Source organism: Okeania sp. SIO2C2 (assembly GCF_010692625.1).
In the GTDB taxonomy this organism is placed as follows: Bacteria; Cyanobacteriota; Cyanobacteriia; order Cyanobacteriales; family Microcoleaceae; genus Okeania; species Okeania hirsuta.
Genome location: NZ_JAAHGM010000007.1, coordinates 213,181 through 227,862 on the forward strand (window position 1 = coordinate 213,181; position 14,682 = coordinate 227,862).

General features: G+C 36.4%; 12 protein-coding genes. 6 read left to right on the forward strand and 6 right to left on the reverse strand.

The window, feature by feature from the left end; genetic code table 11:
* Nucleotides 1–105 precede the first annotated feature (105 nt).
* Nucleotides 106–507, forward strand: coding sequence for a plastocyanin (petE, locus tag F6K18_RS07450; RefSeq protein WP_287519813.1), 402 nt, complete (start codon nucleotides 106–108; stop codon nucleotides 505–507).
* A 1,211-nt stretch (nucleotides 508–1,718) separates the two neighbouring features.
* A complete protein-coding gene (petJ, locus tag F6K18_RS07455) occupies nucleotides 1,719–2,066 on the forward strand; it encodes a cytochrome c6 PetJ (RefSeq protein WP_287519814.1) in 348 nt (115 codons plus the stop codon).
* Nucleotides 2,067–3,333: 1,267 nt separating this feature from the next.
* Here petJ and F6K18_RS07460 read toward each other — a convergent pair.
* Entirely contained in the window at nucleotides 3,334–3,468 is a 135-nt protein-coding gene (locus F6K18_RS07460; RefSeq protein ID WP_287519815.1) for a hypothetical protein, read from the reverse strand.
* 154 nt (nucleotides 3,469–3,622) lie between these two features.
* On the opposite strand from F6K18_RS07460, the gene F6K18_RS07465 reads away from it, so the two are divergent.
* A complete protein-coding gene (locus tag F6K18_RS07465; protein WP_287519816.1) occupies nucleotides 3,623–4,552 on the forward strand; it encodes a tetratricopeptide repeat protein in 930 nt (309 codons plus the stop codon).
* 1,610 nt (nucleotides 4,553–6,162) lie between these two features.
* On the opposite strand, the gene F6K18_RS07470 is transcribed toward F6K18_RS07465, so the two are convergent.
* Entirely contained in the window at nucleotides 6,163–6,711 is a 549-nt protein-coding gene (locus tag F6K18_RS07470) for a flavodoxin (protein ID WP_287519817.1), read from the reverse strand.
* A 605-nt stretch (nucleotides 6,712–7,316) separates the two neighbouring features.
* Nucleotides 7,317–8,330 carry a saccharopine dehydrogenase-like oxidoreductase gene (locus F6K18_RS07475; protein WP_287519819.1) on the reverse strand — a complete coding sequence of 338 codons (1,014 nt, stop codon included), beginning with the start codon at nucleotides 8,328–8,330 and terminating at the stop codon, nucleotides 7,317–7,319.
* Nucleotides 8,331–9,188: 858 nt separating this feature from the next.
* On the opposite strand from F6K18_RS07475, the gene F6K18_RS07480 reads away from it, so the two are divergent.
* The 3 genes from F6K18_RS07480 to F6K18_RS07490 all read left to right on the forward strand — a co-directional run bounded on the left by F6K18_RS07480 (nucleotide 9,189) and on the right by F6K18_RS07490 (nucleotide 10,508).
* Nucleotides 9,189–9,401: a DUF2997 domain-containing protein gene (locus tag F6K18_RS07480; protein ID WP_287519949.1), complete on the forward strand. Its 213-nt coding sequence runs from the start codon at nucleotides 9,189–9,191 to the stop codon at nucleotides 9,399–9,401.
* Nucleotides 9,402–9,446: 45 nt separating this feature from the next.
* On the forward strand, nucleotides 9,447–9,833 hold the full coding sequence (locus tag F6K18_RS07485) for a DUF1257 domain-containing protein (RefSeq protein ID WP_287519821.1): 387 nt from the start codon (nucleotides 9,447–9,449) through the stop codon (nucleotides 9,831–9,833).
* A gap of 228 nt (nucleotides 9,834–10,061) precedes the next feature.
* Nucleotides 10,062–10,508 (forward strand): ferredoxin, encoded by a 447-nt coding sequence (locus F6K18_RS07490; RefSeq protein WP_287519823.1) that lies wholly within the window; start codon nucleotides 10,062–10,064, stop codon nucleotides 10,506–10,508.
* A gap of 630 nt (nucleotides 10,509–11,138) precedes the next feature.
* Here the strand turns inward: F6K18_RS07490 and F6K18_RS07495 are convergent.
* From F6K18_RS07495 to F6K18_RS07505, 3 genes are all read right to left on the reverse strand, one after another.
* Nucleotides 11,139–12,716: a sodium:proton antiporter gene (locus tag F6K18_RS07495; protein WP_287519825.1), complete on the reverse strand. Its 1,578-nt coding sequence runs from the start codon at nucleotides 12,714–12,716 to the stop codon at nucleotides 11,139–11,141.
* Nucleotides 12,717–13,315: 599 nt separating this feature from the next.
* Nucleotides 13,316–13,441, reverse strand: coding sequence for a photosystem II protein Y (locus F6K18_RS07500; RefSeq protein ID WP_124147437.1), 126 nt, complete (start codon nucleotides 13,439–13,441; stop codon nucleotides 13,316–13,318).
* Nucleotides 13,442–13,839: 398 nt separating this feature from the next.
* Entirely contained in the window at nucleotides 13,840–14,367 is a 528-nt protein-coding gene (locus F6K18_RS07505; protein ID WP_287519950.1) for a gamma carbonic anhydrase family protein, read from the reverse strand.
* Nucleotides 14,368–14,682 lie beyond the last annotated feature (315 nt).

A 14,682-nucleotide genomic window follows, 5' to 3' on the forward strand; every position in this document is an offset into this window, starting at 1 on the left:
TTAGATTTTTACCCAGACATAATCAGGGTTTCAGATTTTTTTGGGAGATATCTATTGTACAATGACCTGTGAATACATAAAAATCTTAAAAAAACAGGAGTAAAGATGCGTTTTATTTCTTCATTTTCCAAGTCTTTAGCACTATTAGCTTCCGTAGCAATGTTAGTTATAGGTAGTCTAGTATTTTCTAATCCAGCAGCAGCAGCAAACTATGAAGTAACAATGGGTGCTGGTGGACTACAATTTAGTCCTAAGAAAGTAGCTGTTAAACCAGGTGATACACTTACATTTAAAAATGGTATGCTCCCACCTCATAATGTAATGTTCAATCCAGCTAAATCACCCGATCCAAATCTGTCCAAATCGCTTTCCCACAAACAAATGGCATTTAGAGCTGGAGAGAGCTTTGATGTAAATATCCCAGCAGATGCTAAGTCTGGTGACTATGAGTTCTTCTGTGTTCCTCACCGTGGTGCAGGTATGGTTGGCCATATGGTTGTAGAATAGTAGCAGAAATTACAGCAGATTCCACTTTAATTGAGGTACACCAGTCGCGGGCTTTCGGGCCCGCACTTGCATTCATTTAATTGTTAATCTCTATACTTCCATATACCTGGAATTCCCTGTAAATGCGAGAAACTACTTTTAATTTGCTTTACTTGTAGTCTATCAAGGTAATGACAAGAATACTTGTTCTTGTGCAAATTACTAAATACTTAGAGTTCATAATACTAATCAAAAATTAGAGTTATCAGTTATAACTCTTCAATATTTCTCCCTCTAAAAATATATCTACCACAAGTGTTAATAACTTCCACAATTAATTCTTGTGATTTAGATACTTTTAGGGGGAGAATAATTATTTTTATTATTAATAAAGCAGTGGCAGGAAAGGTTAGGACAGTTCAAAAGTTTCAAACTCAGACAACGTAAGAATTTTCCTTGGTAAGCATTCAACTAGCTCACTGTCAGCTCTCAGCTCTGATGACTGATTTTTAATAACAATAGGCTGTTTCAGCCAGCTTTTATAGTAAGTAGAAATTCTGGGCGTTGCTGATGGGTGGGTATGATTTAATAATTTTGTATTTTGGATTGTTTGAACTACTGGTTAATATTAACTTTTCCCTATTGCCAACTTCGGTATTTTCTATTCCCTATCAACCTACTTCCATACCTTAATTCTGATAAATTATTCAATAATGGATAATTGATAATTGATAATTGATAATTACCTCTCCCTAAAACGGAATTGATTGAATAAAAGGAAAATTTTTTCTTGTTTCCCCTTTAAAGGGGAGGCTTCAAGGCGCGAATTATTTAATTATCTAATTATTAATTATTCGGTAAAGCTTTATATATCAAACTAAAAGCAATAGCTGATGGCTGATAGCTTACTTTCCTTCTTTATTCTTCCTTAGTTCCTTCTACTATAAAGCATATAAAGCACTCTAAAATATCAGTACAAATTAAAAATGTAGTATAAAAAACTATTTAATAATTATTAATTTTATTTTTATGTTTGACAAGCTGTCGTTTGACTTAATATTCAGGTGCATTTTATAGTAAAAAACGCAAATTTAACACAGGGGGAGGACATCACCTCTGTCAAAACTGCGGTTAGGTTTTCTCTAACTGAAGAGTCCCTCGTTGTCGCGTAAACGCAACGTCGGGAGTATGTCAATAATTTTCTGTATTTGTATTGAGAGAGGAGAACAAAATTGAAAAAATTACTATCAATAGTGGTATTGGCCATAGCTTTTTTTGTTGTTGCTGTACAACCCCCTGCTTTAGCTGCAGACTTAGCCCATGGAAAGCAGATATTCGTAGGTAATTGTAATGCTTGCCATTTGGGTGGCCGCAATACAATCATGCCAGCGAAAAATCTTCAAAAAGCTTCCTTAGTAAAATACCTTAAGGATTTTGAAGCAAAAGGTGCAGAAGCGATCGCCTATCAGGTCAAAAATGGTAAAGGTGCTATGCCAAGATTCCTAGGTCGCCTAAAACCTAACGATATTGAAGATGTTGCAGCTTATGTTGTAGCTCAAGCTGAAAATGGCTGGAAATAATTTAGATAAAAAATTAGCTTCATCTTGAAATAAGTCGGACTGGACTTGTTAGGTGACTATCAACTGCCGTAAAAACAAAGTAGTTATTGATTAGTCAAAAATTGCTTTTGTTCATCTGTAGGGGCGAATGGTATTCGCCCTATACCTGCGTAAGTCCTGACCATCTTCAAAAAGTATCAAAAGTCTACACAGACGCACCCGCTTTCTGTGTATGTAATTCATTAAAATATTAGCGAGAATAATTTTATTTTCTACTTCACAATTGAAAATTTTCTCGTATTCATAAATTTTTCTTTAATAGTTAGTTGGGGTGAAAATTTAGAGCGAAAGAAACTGTTGAGTTTGCTCTAGATGTTCACCCCAATATTAATATGTAAGTATTTCCTACGGAATGCTGCGCAAACAGCTATAAGCAGTCAGCTATTCCTACGGAATGCTACGCAAACAGCAATTAGTAATAATAATTACTTCTCAGGTTTTGTCCTAAGACTTTGGCAGTAACTTTTTATTCTTTTTCAATTTCAAAGGTTGCTGTTACCGAAGAATTAATAATTAAATAATTCAATAATTCAATAATTCAGGTAAAAATCCTCCCCTTTCAAGGGGAAAAAAGCGGTCGAGGGATGGCGTTAGCGGAGCGGGTCTGCAAGAACGGGTTTCCTCGCCATATCCAATCGACCAAGAGAATAAATTTTTTCCTTTTATTCAATCCTATCCGTTTTAGGGAGAGGTAATTATTAATTATCCATTATCAATTATCAATTATTAAACTTCCCTAAAATTAATAGCTGACGGCTGAATGCTTACATGAATATTGAAATAAATATAATAAATTTAGATAGAACTCGAATCATCAGTTGTAATAAAAACTATTGGAAGCTAATTAGCATTTAATGTAAAACCCATAGCTTATCAATCAATAATTGATAATTGATAATTGCTTAATTTGGTCTAATACCATTTCTCCATCAAGTTACGCTTAATAAAAGATAACAGCTATTAGTAAAACTCAGGTTTTGGTAAAAATTATTAAGCGCATTGTTACAGAGAAATGGTCTAATACCTCTCATTACCAATGAATAATTGATAATTGATAATTGATAATTAGGGTTTGCTGATTAAATATAAAAGGATTGACATCTAAAGGTTTTAGCATTTTTTAGTTCAAAAAAAGTCTAAGCTTTTAGGTCGTAATGGTTCAAAAAATTAGCATTTTAGGTAAGAGTTGTACAGAATAATCAAGGGATTATTTTTCCTCTTACCTCCTCTATAATTCCCCCTTCCTCCTGTCTTCCCCTCCCCTCCTGGGAGGGGTTAGGGGTGGGTTGGGAGGGGTTAGGGGTGGGTTGGGAGGGGTTAGGGGTGGGTTTTCTCCTGTCTCCTGTCTCCTACCCTTACCCATAAGACTTTTTCAGCAAACCCTAATTAGAGATGTTTTTCATTATCCATTATCCATTGTTCATTATCAATTGTTAAAGAGGTAATTATCCATTATTCATTGTTCATTATCAATTGTTGATTATCGCCAATAACTATTATCAATCTTCACAGATATTATGAACAACTTTTATCGATTTCTACTAAGTATTGGCATAGTTTTTGCAGTAATCTTTTCTTCATTCTCCCTACCAATGAAAACTGCAACTGCTAGCTCAGAGAGCGGAATATATAAAAAATTTTTCACCCAAGGTATAGCTAATACTCAAGATAAAAACTATGAACAAGCAGTTAATAATTTCACCAAGGCAATAGAACTTAATCCTAACTTTGCCAGTGCTTATAGTAATAGATGTTTAATCTATCTTCAGTTGGAAAAGTACCAGCAAGCGATCGCTGACTGTACTCAAGCTATTAAACTCAACCCAGAAAATATAGAAGCAAATCTTAATCTAGGTTTAGCTTACTACAAAATTGGTAATTACCAACAGGCCATTGCAGAATATACCAAAGTCCTTAATCAAAATCATAACGATTTTCGTGCTTTATACAATCGAGGTTTAGCTAATTTTGAACTGAAAAATTATCAGAAAGCTGTAGTTGACTATAACCTAGCTTTAGCAAAGACTAAGCAAGACAATAATTTTAATCAAGCAGATATCTATAATGAGCGAGGTTTAGCATATTTAATGTCAAAAAAAATGCACAAGGCAATGGCAGATTTTACTTATGCTATTAATATTGATGCTAATAATTCCAGAGCTTATTTAAACCGAGGTTGTGTCTGTAGCAAAATGGGAAATATAGAAGGAGCAATAGAAGATTTTAGCAAAACTCTACAACTTAATCCCCATGAAGCTCAAGCTTATTTAAACCGAGGACTATTACACCACCACCAGGGACTTTATCAAGCAGCAATTCAAGATTGGCAAGCTGCAGCAAAATTTTTCTGCGATGGGGGAGATATGGTAGCTTATCATCACACTCAAGCTCTGATTAATCAACTACAAACATGGCTCCTATCATCTCATCAAACTGCTATTGCTTGATATACTACCGAATTTTTCATGGTCTCACCTTGATTATTTAACCTCTACAGAAACCTCACAAAATTCATCCCAGAAATAGACATCTCCAGAAAAGAGACAATAGGCAACAGCTCCGGAAAGCAACAGGGAGAAATAATTGATAATTTATGAATAAGAATTGATTTTATTTTTGATTATTGGAGATGTCTAATAGAGAAAATAATCGCCTCAGCCTCCAAACCATCATTTTATGAAGCTTCTGAATCGGCGGTGCAAGTTTTTTTGCCTTGCATCTTCCAAAAAATTGTGAGATAATTTATATATTGGGAGTCGTTCGCCCCTACACATGACTTTTTATTCAACGCAAAAATCGGACTTTCTCCTGAGCATGATTAAAAGAAAACCATCCACTTTGACAAATACTCAATGGCTTTAATAGAAACGGACAAAATTTACTCCAGAAATAGAGAAAATTATTGCTGTAGCCTCCATTCATCATTTTGTGAAGCTCCAGAATCGGTGGCGCAAGTTTTTTTTGCCTTGCATCCCCCAAAAAATTGTGAGATAATTTATATATTGGGAGTTTTTCGCCCCTACGCATGACTTTTTATTCAACGCAAAAAATCAGACTTTCCCCTGATTATCAACAAGATTGACTTCTCACCCGACTGAAGTACGGGTGATTCTAAGGAGTTGTTCCAAATCGGTTGAAAAACACGATTCGTCACACCTACTAGCTGTCACTGGACTTAATCTTCCCAGTGGTAGCAGCTCATATACCACCTACAGACTCAGATCTGCTGACAAAAATGCCACACACATTGCCTTTACTTTTTTAGTTTGATTTTCAGAGTGGTTTTACTCAAGTCAGAGCCATAAATCCCGATCTCTGCTGCCTACTTGCCTGTGCCAAGGGTCTTGATAGAACAGTGCTACTAGTTTCTTACTGGCGGGAGTTTCACCCCTACAAGCATTGAGTCTATGGGACAAACCTTGTTCCTACTCGTATTCATTAGTATTATTCCACATTTTGGCATACTTGGGAATTTATTCCCACAACTTGTTTTCATCCAAGGGCTAAAGCCACTTGGCTTTCAACTGCACGTTTTTTTTGTAAATTATCTACTTTTACAAAAAGACCAAATAGCTTTAGTAGAAACCGACAACATTCACTTCACAAACAGAGAAAATTATTACTTCATCCTCCCAATTATCATTTTTTTTAGCTCCAAGATCGGCTGCGCAAGTTTTTTTTGCCTTGCATCTTTCAAAAAGTTGTGAGATAATTTATATATTGGGAGTCGTTCGCCCCTACACATGACTTTTTATTCAACGCAAAAACCAGAATTTCCCCTGAGTATCATTTAAAGAGAAAATTATCCACTTTGATGCAGACATGAATATTCAAAAAAAAAGTTGAGGAATATTCCCCAACTCCAAAAGGAGACGAACTTAGATGCAAACAAAACAAATTTTCACATGATGCGATAGATATTACTATTTCCGGCTAATACAGTTGCCATTACCGAAGTCGAAAAATATCTCAAGTTTAGAAATTTGTTCAAACAACTCGTAACAACTTTAGCGTAGATAGTTAGCCAGATTTAATATCAACCTTCAAATTTCAATATTTAAGCAGGTATCAACACAGCACTTTCCGTGCCTACAAAAATGGGGCGTAACGCTTCTACCCACTGTGTAATTCTCTCTTCAGTTAACTCACTTTGGTTAACCTCATCAATAGGCAAACCCACGAATTTACCATTACGCACCGCTGAAGAATGTTCAAAACTGTAACCCTCAAGAGGAAACTCTCCCACTATAGTTGCACCGAGTTTCTCGAAGTGGTCACACATAAGTTGCAATGCGCCAGCAAAGTGCTTTCCATGACCGACTTGATCTGCTGCACCAAACAAAGCAATAGTTTTTCCTGTAAAATCTGGTTTTTCAATATCCATATCAAAAAGTGGTTCGCGCCAGTCATTCTGTACTTCCCCAGCACCCCAGGTCGAACAACCCAATAACAAATAATCATAATCAAGAAGTTGACTATATTCGTCGAAATCTTCTTCCATACTATAAAGATCGCAAATTTCTTCGCCGAATTTTTCGCGCAATGCTTCAGCGATTTCTTCAGTTACACCTGATGTGCTACCATAAAATATGCCAATTTTTGCCATGATCAACACTCCCGATCAGTTTTGGTAAAATTCATTAAATCTGGTGAGTTAGACAATTGCCAAAGCTCGACCCAGATTTTTGAGGGTTTTCGGTGATTTATACAAGTTATTTGCAGAACTTTCTTGCTTCAAATTCTTCTTAATAGATTAGTCTCTTTTTTTTGCTAAATAAGAAGTAATTGCAATAAAATTAGAAATTATTTCTTGAACTGTAGGGACGAATGGTATTTACCCTATTAAGTCAAATAACAAAGGCTAATTAGAGACTAATCTATCAAATAACCCCGAAATGGACAGGAATTTTTCTATCAACCCTATCTACTTCTGAATATATCGGGTAAATTAATTGAAATCTGTATTAATTGTAGTTGAGAAGTCTTTTGAATAAGTTTATAATAGATCGAAAAATTATTAATTGATTTAGGTTTAGGTTGATCTTTGCCCATAGGCTTCTTTTTGTCAGAGCCATAATTAATAAAACATCTCATTAAGCCTCAAATACACCTTTTTGAAAGCACTTGTAGGAACGTTCCATGGAACGCTCCTACATTTTTTTGGGGAATTTTTCCTCACCCCCCATAATTTGATTTTTGAATTATATTAAACTACCGCACAAATTGTGGCATAACTTCCGCAGCAGTAAACAAACCATAAATACCTCTTCGATATAAATCTACTCCTGCTTTCAAATAGCCAAAAGCAGGGCCACAAACATTAGCCGCCATACTCGTTTCATCTCCCAATGTAAAAGTATGTGTAGAGATTTTGCCCTCAAAAGTACGGCCTGTAACTTGAACATTAGTACTCAAAGGTTTTTTCGGGTTGCGAGTATCAACAATACCTCCCACACTCACCCGGTCGCGATCGCAAATTCCCGCCAACTCCAACATAATATCGTCAGCGTGTTCCATATTTTCCAACTTCAACAGACCATTGGTCTCTTCCAACAAAGCCTCAACTTCAGCATCAGTCATCGCCTTTGCCCGTTCCACATCATATCCTGGTAAATGGCCAATATCCTCACGAATTGTAGCTCGGTAAGCTTCCCAATTCGCAATTCCCACTCCAAAAGTAATATTCACACTATGAATTTCAGCATAACTCTGAGCTGCAATGGCCGCTGCTGCAGTTAATAAACCAGGAGTTGCCCCACAACCAGTCATATAAGTAATACCCGCAGCCCGTAGCTCATCTTTCAAGGCCAATAATTGCTCTACAGCACTGGTACGTTTAATGGCATCCACCAATACACCCCGCCAACCAGCAGCAATAAATTGTTTTGCCACATTTGCCATAAAAGTATTAGGCAAGTTTGGTAAGGCCAGAAAATAACCATCCACAGTATCAGCAACTCCGATTAATTCTTCAATACTGTGACTACTTAAAACGCCACCAGATTCTAAATGGCCTAAAGACCCCTGAGTATTGTACATGGTCATACATTGGTCGGGATTTAATCCTTGAGTGTTGTAGGCATAACCTTTTTGGTCAGCAGCAGCAACCCAGAGCATTTCTTGTTTGGGAGCGAGTACCCTAGCTGCAGCTTGACCCAGGCCACCGAAACCTAAAACACCTACACGAATTTGATTTTTGGAATTTGTAGTTTGCTCTATATTCATGGCGTTTGATTTAATTGGACAGACTTTTATTATCCGTTATGGGGCATCACTGTGGAAGTCATACCATTTGACTGAATTTAAAAGTCAAAAGTTAAAAAGGTCAATTCAATAAAGACGAGGGAATTTAACCTAAAGTTCCTAGTTTGTTAGCGACTTAATTAATTGTCTAAAAAATCTATTTGCAATTATTAGAAATTAACGAAAATGAAATAATTCAAAACCTAATTTTCACTAAGAAAACATAAAAATTATTTCAGATAATATAACGAGCCTTTATTCTTAAGGAAGAGAGAAGAACAAAGAAGGCTTTATTTATCTAGGAGATAAGATTAATTGCTAATCTTATGTTAGTTCTCCTAAGTCCTACTACACAAACAGCTATTCGATCGGTTCTAACGGTTATAGCAACTGATATATATCAGCTTAACCTAGAAAATCATTTGTATTTTCAAGAGATACCTGACCGACAAATTCCAAAATACTTATTGGACAAGAAATATCAAAGAAAAATATTTTCTTTAACAGTATGAGTGATATTTGTCAAGCGCTTTTAGCTTGAAGTTTTATTACATTACTCACCTGGTTATCTTCTTGATCCCATATTTCATCGTACTTGAGTCCATTATCTTGACGGTTTCCAAAATATACGTCAAACTTAACAAATAACTGATGTATTGCTTCAGATTATATTAACTTTTGTTAAATAATGACTCGTAATCTATCAATTAGTAAAAATTGATTTAGATTAAAATAAAGTCATTTAATAACAAAAATAAGCAACATCAGCAGGCATCACTTTCAAATAATTGGTGTCGGCGTATAGTCCTACAACTGTTGTTCATATATTGAGCTATGAACATGGAAACTTTAGAGTTCATTATTTATCCAGATGGTCGAGTACAGGAAAAAGTTACTGGCATTGTCGGTACATCCTGTACAGAAGTAACTAAGGCAATTGAAGAAGAATTAGGAATTATTCTCACTCAAGAATCAACTTCTGAATACTTTGCTCAACAGCAGCATCAGTCTGATACTGCTAAGGCGCAAGTTTCTTCTTTTAGCAGTTACTAAAATTTTTTTTCTTGTTGAGTTCAGTTTATTTCTCTTAGAATTACTATGTCACACTTTAGTCAAATCAAAACTCAAATTCGTAACTTGAATTCTTTGCAGTCCGCTCTCACAGATTTAGGTATTGACTGGAAATCTGGTCCTACAGAAGTTCGTGGTTATCGTGGACAAACTAGCACTGCTGAAGTAGTTGTAGAACAGAATAATGGGTATGACTTAGGGTTTACCTGGAATGGAAATGAATATGAGCTGGTCGCCGATCTACAATTTTGGCAACAAGCATGGTCTGTAGACCGGTTCCTTAATATGGTAACTCAGCGCTATGCTTTCCATACTGTAGTGAATGAAACTGCTAAACAAGGATTTCATGTTACTGAACAGCAAAAAAATCAGGATGGATCTGTACGTCTAGTTGTTCAACGTTGGAGTGCTTAAATAGCAGTCAGCAATTAGCGATCGGCACTCGGCTTTCCAAATTAAATTATGGAAAAGTGATTTCAAATTTAGGTTGGGTTTTGCTGTGCAAGCGGAGCATTTCGTAAGAAAAAGCATTAGCAAAACCCAATAACTCTAATACAACATTAGTAGCGTATTTTGGGTATATCAACGAAGGCCAACTTACTAAAGTTTATACACATAAGATAATATTATTACTTTTACAAAATGTTAGATTTTTCTTCATTCTCCCTAGAAGGTGAGACAGAACGCTCCGGTTTTGAACCCGAACTTGGTGGAATATTACGGGATGCTCCCGAACATTCAGGTTTTGAACCCGAACTTGGTGGAATGTTGCGACAAAAAGGGGTTTACGTTGATGAAATTACCTGTATCGGTTGTAAACACTGCGCTCATGTTGCCCATAATACTTTTTATATTGAACCAGATCATGGGCGAGCGCGGGTTTTTCAGCAAGATGGGGACTCTGAAGAATTAATCCAAGAAGCGATCGACACTTGTCCTGTAAATTGTATTCACTGGGTTGATTATACTAAACTAAAAAATTTAGAAGAAGAGCGCAAATATCAGGTGATTCCTATTGCTGGTGGTCCTGTGGATAGTGGAGCAGCTCGTATTGCTAGTCATAGAAATAAGCAGAATGCGAATAAATAGTAATGATGTACAAGGCATGAATAGTCAAACTCTTGCTGTGTGGGGACTTATATCATGTCCGGTAGCATCGGAGCATATATAGAACTAAGTTTCAATAGACATCTCCAGAAAAGAGGCAACAGGCAACAGGGAGAAATAATTGATAATTTATGGATAAGAATTGATTTTATTTTTGATTTTTACCAGATGTCTAATTGAAAGAAACTCTTTCCTACGGAATGCTACGCAAACAGCATAGCAGCATAGCTGCCCTCTGCCTTCCTTGCACCAAAGCATAAGTATTTAAGCGGACATGATATTATATCAAATCCGTTTAATTGGACATAAAAAAAATCTTCAATCGCCATCACTACGTTTATCTTTGTAATTCTTTCTCCTCCTGACTCCTGACTCCTGACTCCTGACTCCTGAGGACTCCTAACTTAACCATTCTATGGCTGTTTAACCGGATTTGATATTACCTGCAAAATATGTACCTCACGATATGTACCTCACGGGCAGCAGGAAGTGCTATAATTACAACAAGAGCGATCGCTCTTTATACCTTTAGCATTTAAAAATCAAGAAACCATAGGGAAAATTTCCTGTGGAATGCTGCACAAACATGAATTGCTTCTACTCCATTCCTATTTATGATTCTTGCTCTTCTTTCTCCTCAAATACTTCTGCCAAAAGAGGAGAAATATTACTCTTCAACTTACCTGCTCGAATAAACTCAGCATAAGTTTCCGCTTCGATATCCACCAACTCTTCCCGCAATAACTTCATATCCAGCGCCACTAACTGAGAGTGTTCTGCTTGCATTTTATCAATTTTCTCCTGCAACTGCTTCAATTCCTTTTGCAAAAATTCTGCCTGATAGCGATAATATTCTGGATCAATTTCTTGCAACCTGACCAACTCAGACACATAATTAAGCACCCGCTTTAAAGCTACACGGCGAGCGGTCGTTTCCATATATTCCTGACGCAACGGTTGGTCACCTATTAAACCCAATACTTTCAACATTGACTGAGTTGTTAAACCTTGCACCAACAATGTAAACAATACCACCCCAAATACAACTGCCGTAATTTGATCTCGCCCAGGCAAAACCACAGGTACACTCAACACTAGAGCAATAGAAACAGAACCCCGTAAACCTCCCCACCAAAGTAACGTTTGTTCTTTTAAACCAATATTTGACTTTACTACCAAATTACTCAAAGCACTCAAACTATAAACCGAAATTGCTCGCGTGACAAGAACTGCTCCAATAACAACTGCTATTAATACTATATTATCTGCCAGAGTCGAATATTGAATTTGATCTCCTATTAACAGAAACACTATAGAATTGACAAAAAATGCCACAAACTCCCAAAACTCACTAACTATTAACCGAGTCCGGGGGTTCATCCCAATGCGAGAACCGAAATTACCTAAAATCAAACCAACGGTGACAACCCCAATAACTCCCGAACCGCCTAATTTTTCTACTATTATATAAGTGCCATAAGCAGAAACTAAAGTTAGTGACTGTTCCACCAAAGGTAAATCAAAACGTTGGGTGAGGTAAGAAATGCCAAAACCAACTAAGCAACCGACACCGATACCTATACCAACAAAACTAAGAAAAGTGAATAGAGAGTCCGAAATAGAAAATTTATCTACTGTTCCTAATGGAATTCCTACGAGCAAAGTAAAGGCAACAACCGCCACCCCATCATTAAATAAACTTTCTCCTTCCATTAAGGTGCGTAGGCGTTTACTTGCTCCTAATTCTTTTAATAAAGCTACTACAGAAATAGGGTCTGTTGCTGATAAACTAGCTCCGACCAGAAAGGCGATCGCTAAGGGAATTCCGGTGAAAAAATTCAAACCATAAGCAATACCAACTACAGAAATAATTACACCAATAATGGCAAAAAATCCCACTGGAACTAAATCTCGTTTTAAGTCTCGCCAATTCAAATTCCAAGCAGCCTCAAATAATAAAGGAGGCAAGAAAATTTCGAGGATTAATTCAGGAGATAAACTGACTAATCTCACATCAATAAATGCCAGAACTAATCCGAAAATTACTAATAATAATGTAAAGGGAATTCTACGGAACCAACTAAAAACTCGTGAGAGAGTAGCCACACTCAGAGAAACAGAAAGAACTAATAAAAACTGTTCTATATTTTGCTCAATAGCTGTTTCAGTTACGGCAGTTTCTAAAGCCATACATTACCCCTAAATTTTGCATAAAATTAATGTAAGCATTTCCTAGGTCATGCTGCGAAACAGCTATTAGCTGTCAGCTATCTGCAACCAGACTCTCTCCTTAAGGACAGTGTTTAAATTAATATAGACTTTAAGAGCAAGGAAGCAAACTTTTGTAGTAAGACAATTAATAAAGCTTTGATCGTAAACTAAAAGTAATAGCTGATAGCTGACGGCTGTTTGCGCAGCATTCCGGAGGAAATGCTTACAAATTAATAGATATCTCCAGAAAATAAACTTGCCCTTTATTTGCTATAAACTAGAGTTTAACAACTCAAAAAATCATTTTCCGTGTTTTTTTCCTAAAAAAATCTTCCCATATCCGGCGTTCCCTATTCCCTATTCCATACTTTTACAAAAAGTCTATATCTTTTTCACGCCTATGTCTAATAGACATCTCCAATAATAAAAAATAAAATCAATTACCCCACATAAATTCTCAATTCTTTCCCCCTACTCCCTACTCCCTCTTTTGGAGGAGATGTCTAATAAATAAAAATACCGACTGTTGTCTGAGTGTAAGAAACAGTCGGTTTTTTAGCAAAGAGCTGAGGTTGAATCTAAGCTTCTTTGTTTAAGAACTTTTGGATTTGTTGAATGGCTACAGCCCCAATATTGTAAACTGCCCAACCACCAGCAGCAATTATAGGTAATAGAACAATTAACAAACGAAAGTCAAATTCCATTTACTCCCCTCCTAAAGATTTTTAAAGATTTATCATTTCTTATAATCTTAATCTAAAATTAAGTTTTTTGAGCAAAATTTGAATAGGGAATAGGGATTAACGAAGTCAGAAGTCAAAAGTCAGAAGTCAGAAGTTAAAAGTGATTTTTGTAACGGGAATTTTAGCAAAGCTCCAAAAATATTTCCCCTTAAAAGCCAGGGTTGCACGACCAAATTATTTTGATAAAATACATTTGTGTCCTTGAGCAGTCGATCTAAAAATAATTTTTCTTACCTATTTAACCTGACCATCAAATATACAATTAATTTTGCTTGACTACTTATCAGCTTCAATTCACTTTTGACTTTTGACTTTTGACTTTTGACTTTTGACTTTTGACTTCAAATACACTTTTGACTTCACTTGGTAAATCCAACATCAGTTCCCTTGCCAGCGTGGACTAAAGCTAACTTTTCATAACGTTGAGCGTGTTCAATTAAATTAGCAGCCTCTGACTCTGAAATATCCCTAACTTTTTTCGCCGGTACTCCTACCACCAGAGACAATGGGGGTATATCCTTAGTAACAATAGACCCAGCTCCCACAATACTACCTGCCCCTACCCGTACGCCATCTAAAATTACAGCTCCAATACCAATTAAACAACCTCTTTCTACATGAGCCGAGTGAATCACAGCTCGATGTCCAATAGTCACATGATCTTCCAAAACAGTTACTAAACCAGGGTCTCCATGAAGCACTGCCCCATCTTGGACATTACTATGGTTCCCAATCACGATCCGTTCTACATCCCCTCGGACAACAGTCCCATACCAAATACTAGCTCCCACCCCTACTTCCACAACACCCATAACTACAGCGTTATCTGCCACAAAAGCAGCTTGGGATAAATCTGGAGGAGGCCAAAAAGAGGGCTGATTTGACATGATCTTCGTTAATATTAGTGATGTTTGCTTAATCGGAATTTTATAGCAGGCAACAGGCAACAGGCAAGAGGAAACAGTGGGAAAAACATTACCTAATCTAAGATTCATCATTAGTCCATATCCTAATCAACCCGTTCCTTGCCATAGGCTAAAAAATATTTAACTCCTGACTCCTGGTTGAAACATCACAAATTCTCTACCCCATAATGTTAGGTTAAGAGTTTGATGTAGTACTTTAGTAACTATCCTGTAGCTATTTGGCTCAGATTCTTTAACCAAGCTAACTATAATTAAGTCACCACAGCTCTCTAGAAA

Excerpts from the sequence above, each read along its gene's own strand:
- petE (WP_287519813.1), top strand. The coding sequence starts at position 106 with ATGCGTTTTATTTCTTCATTTTCCAAGTCTTTAGCACTATTAGCTTCC.
- F6K18_RS07460 (WP_287519815.1), bottom strand. The coding sequence starts at position 3,468 with ATGGGTAAGGGTAGGAGACAGGAGACAGGAGAAAACCCACCCCTAACC.
- F6K18_RS07465 (WP_287519816.1), top strand. The coding sequence starts at position 3,623 with ATGAACAACTTTTATCGATTTCTACTAAGTATTGGCATAGTTTTTGCA.
- F6K18_RS07470 (WP_287519817.1), bottom strand. The coding sequence starts at position 6,711 with ATGGCAAAAATTGGCATATTTTATGGTAGCACATCAGGTGTAACTGAA.
- F6K18_RS07475 (WP_287519819.1), bottom strand. The coding sequence starts at position 8,330 with ATGAATATAGAGCAAACTACAAATTCCAAAAATCAAATTCGTGTAGGT.
- F6K18_RS07480 (WP_287519949.1), top strand. The coding sequence starts at position 9,189 with ATGGAAACTTTAGAGTTCATTATTTATCCAGATGGTCGAGTACAGGAA.
- F6K18_RS07485 (WP_287519821.1), top strand. The coding sequence starts at position 9,447 with ATGTCACACTTTAGTCAAATCAAAACTCAAATTCGTAACTTGAATTCT.
- F6K18_RS07490 (WP_287519823.1), top strand. The coding sequence starts at position 10,062 with ATGTTAGATTTTTCTTCATTCTCCCTAGAAGGTGAGACAGAACGCTCC.
- F6K18_RS07495 (WP_287519825.1), bottom strand. The coding sequence starts at position 12,716 with ATGGCTTTAGAAACTGCCGTAACTGAAACAGCTATTGAGCAAAATATA.
- F6K18_RS07500 (WP_124147437.1), bottom strand. The coding sequence starts at position 13,441 with ATGGAATTTGACTTTCGTTTGTTAATTGTTCTATTACCTATAATTGCT.
- F6K18_RS07505 (WP_287519950.1), bottom strand. The coding sequence starts at position 14,367 with ATGTCAAATCAGCCCTCTTTTTGGCCTCCTCCAGATTTATCCCAAGCT.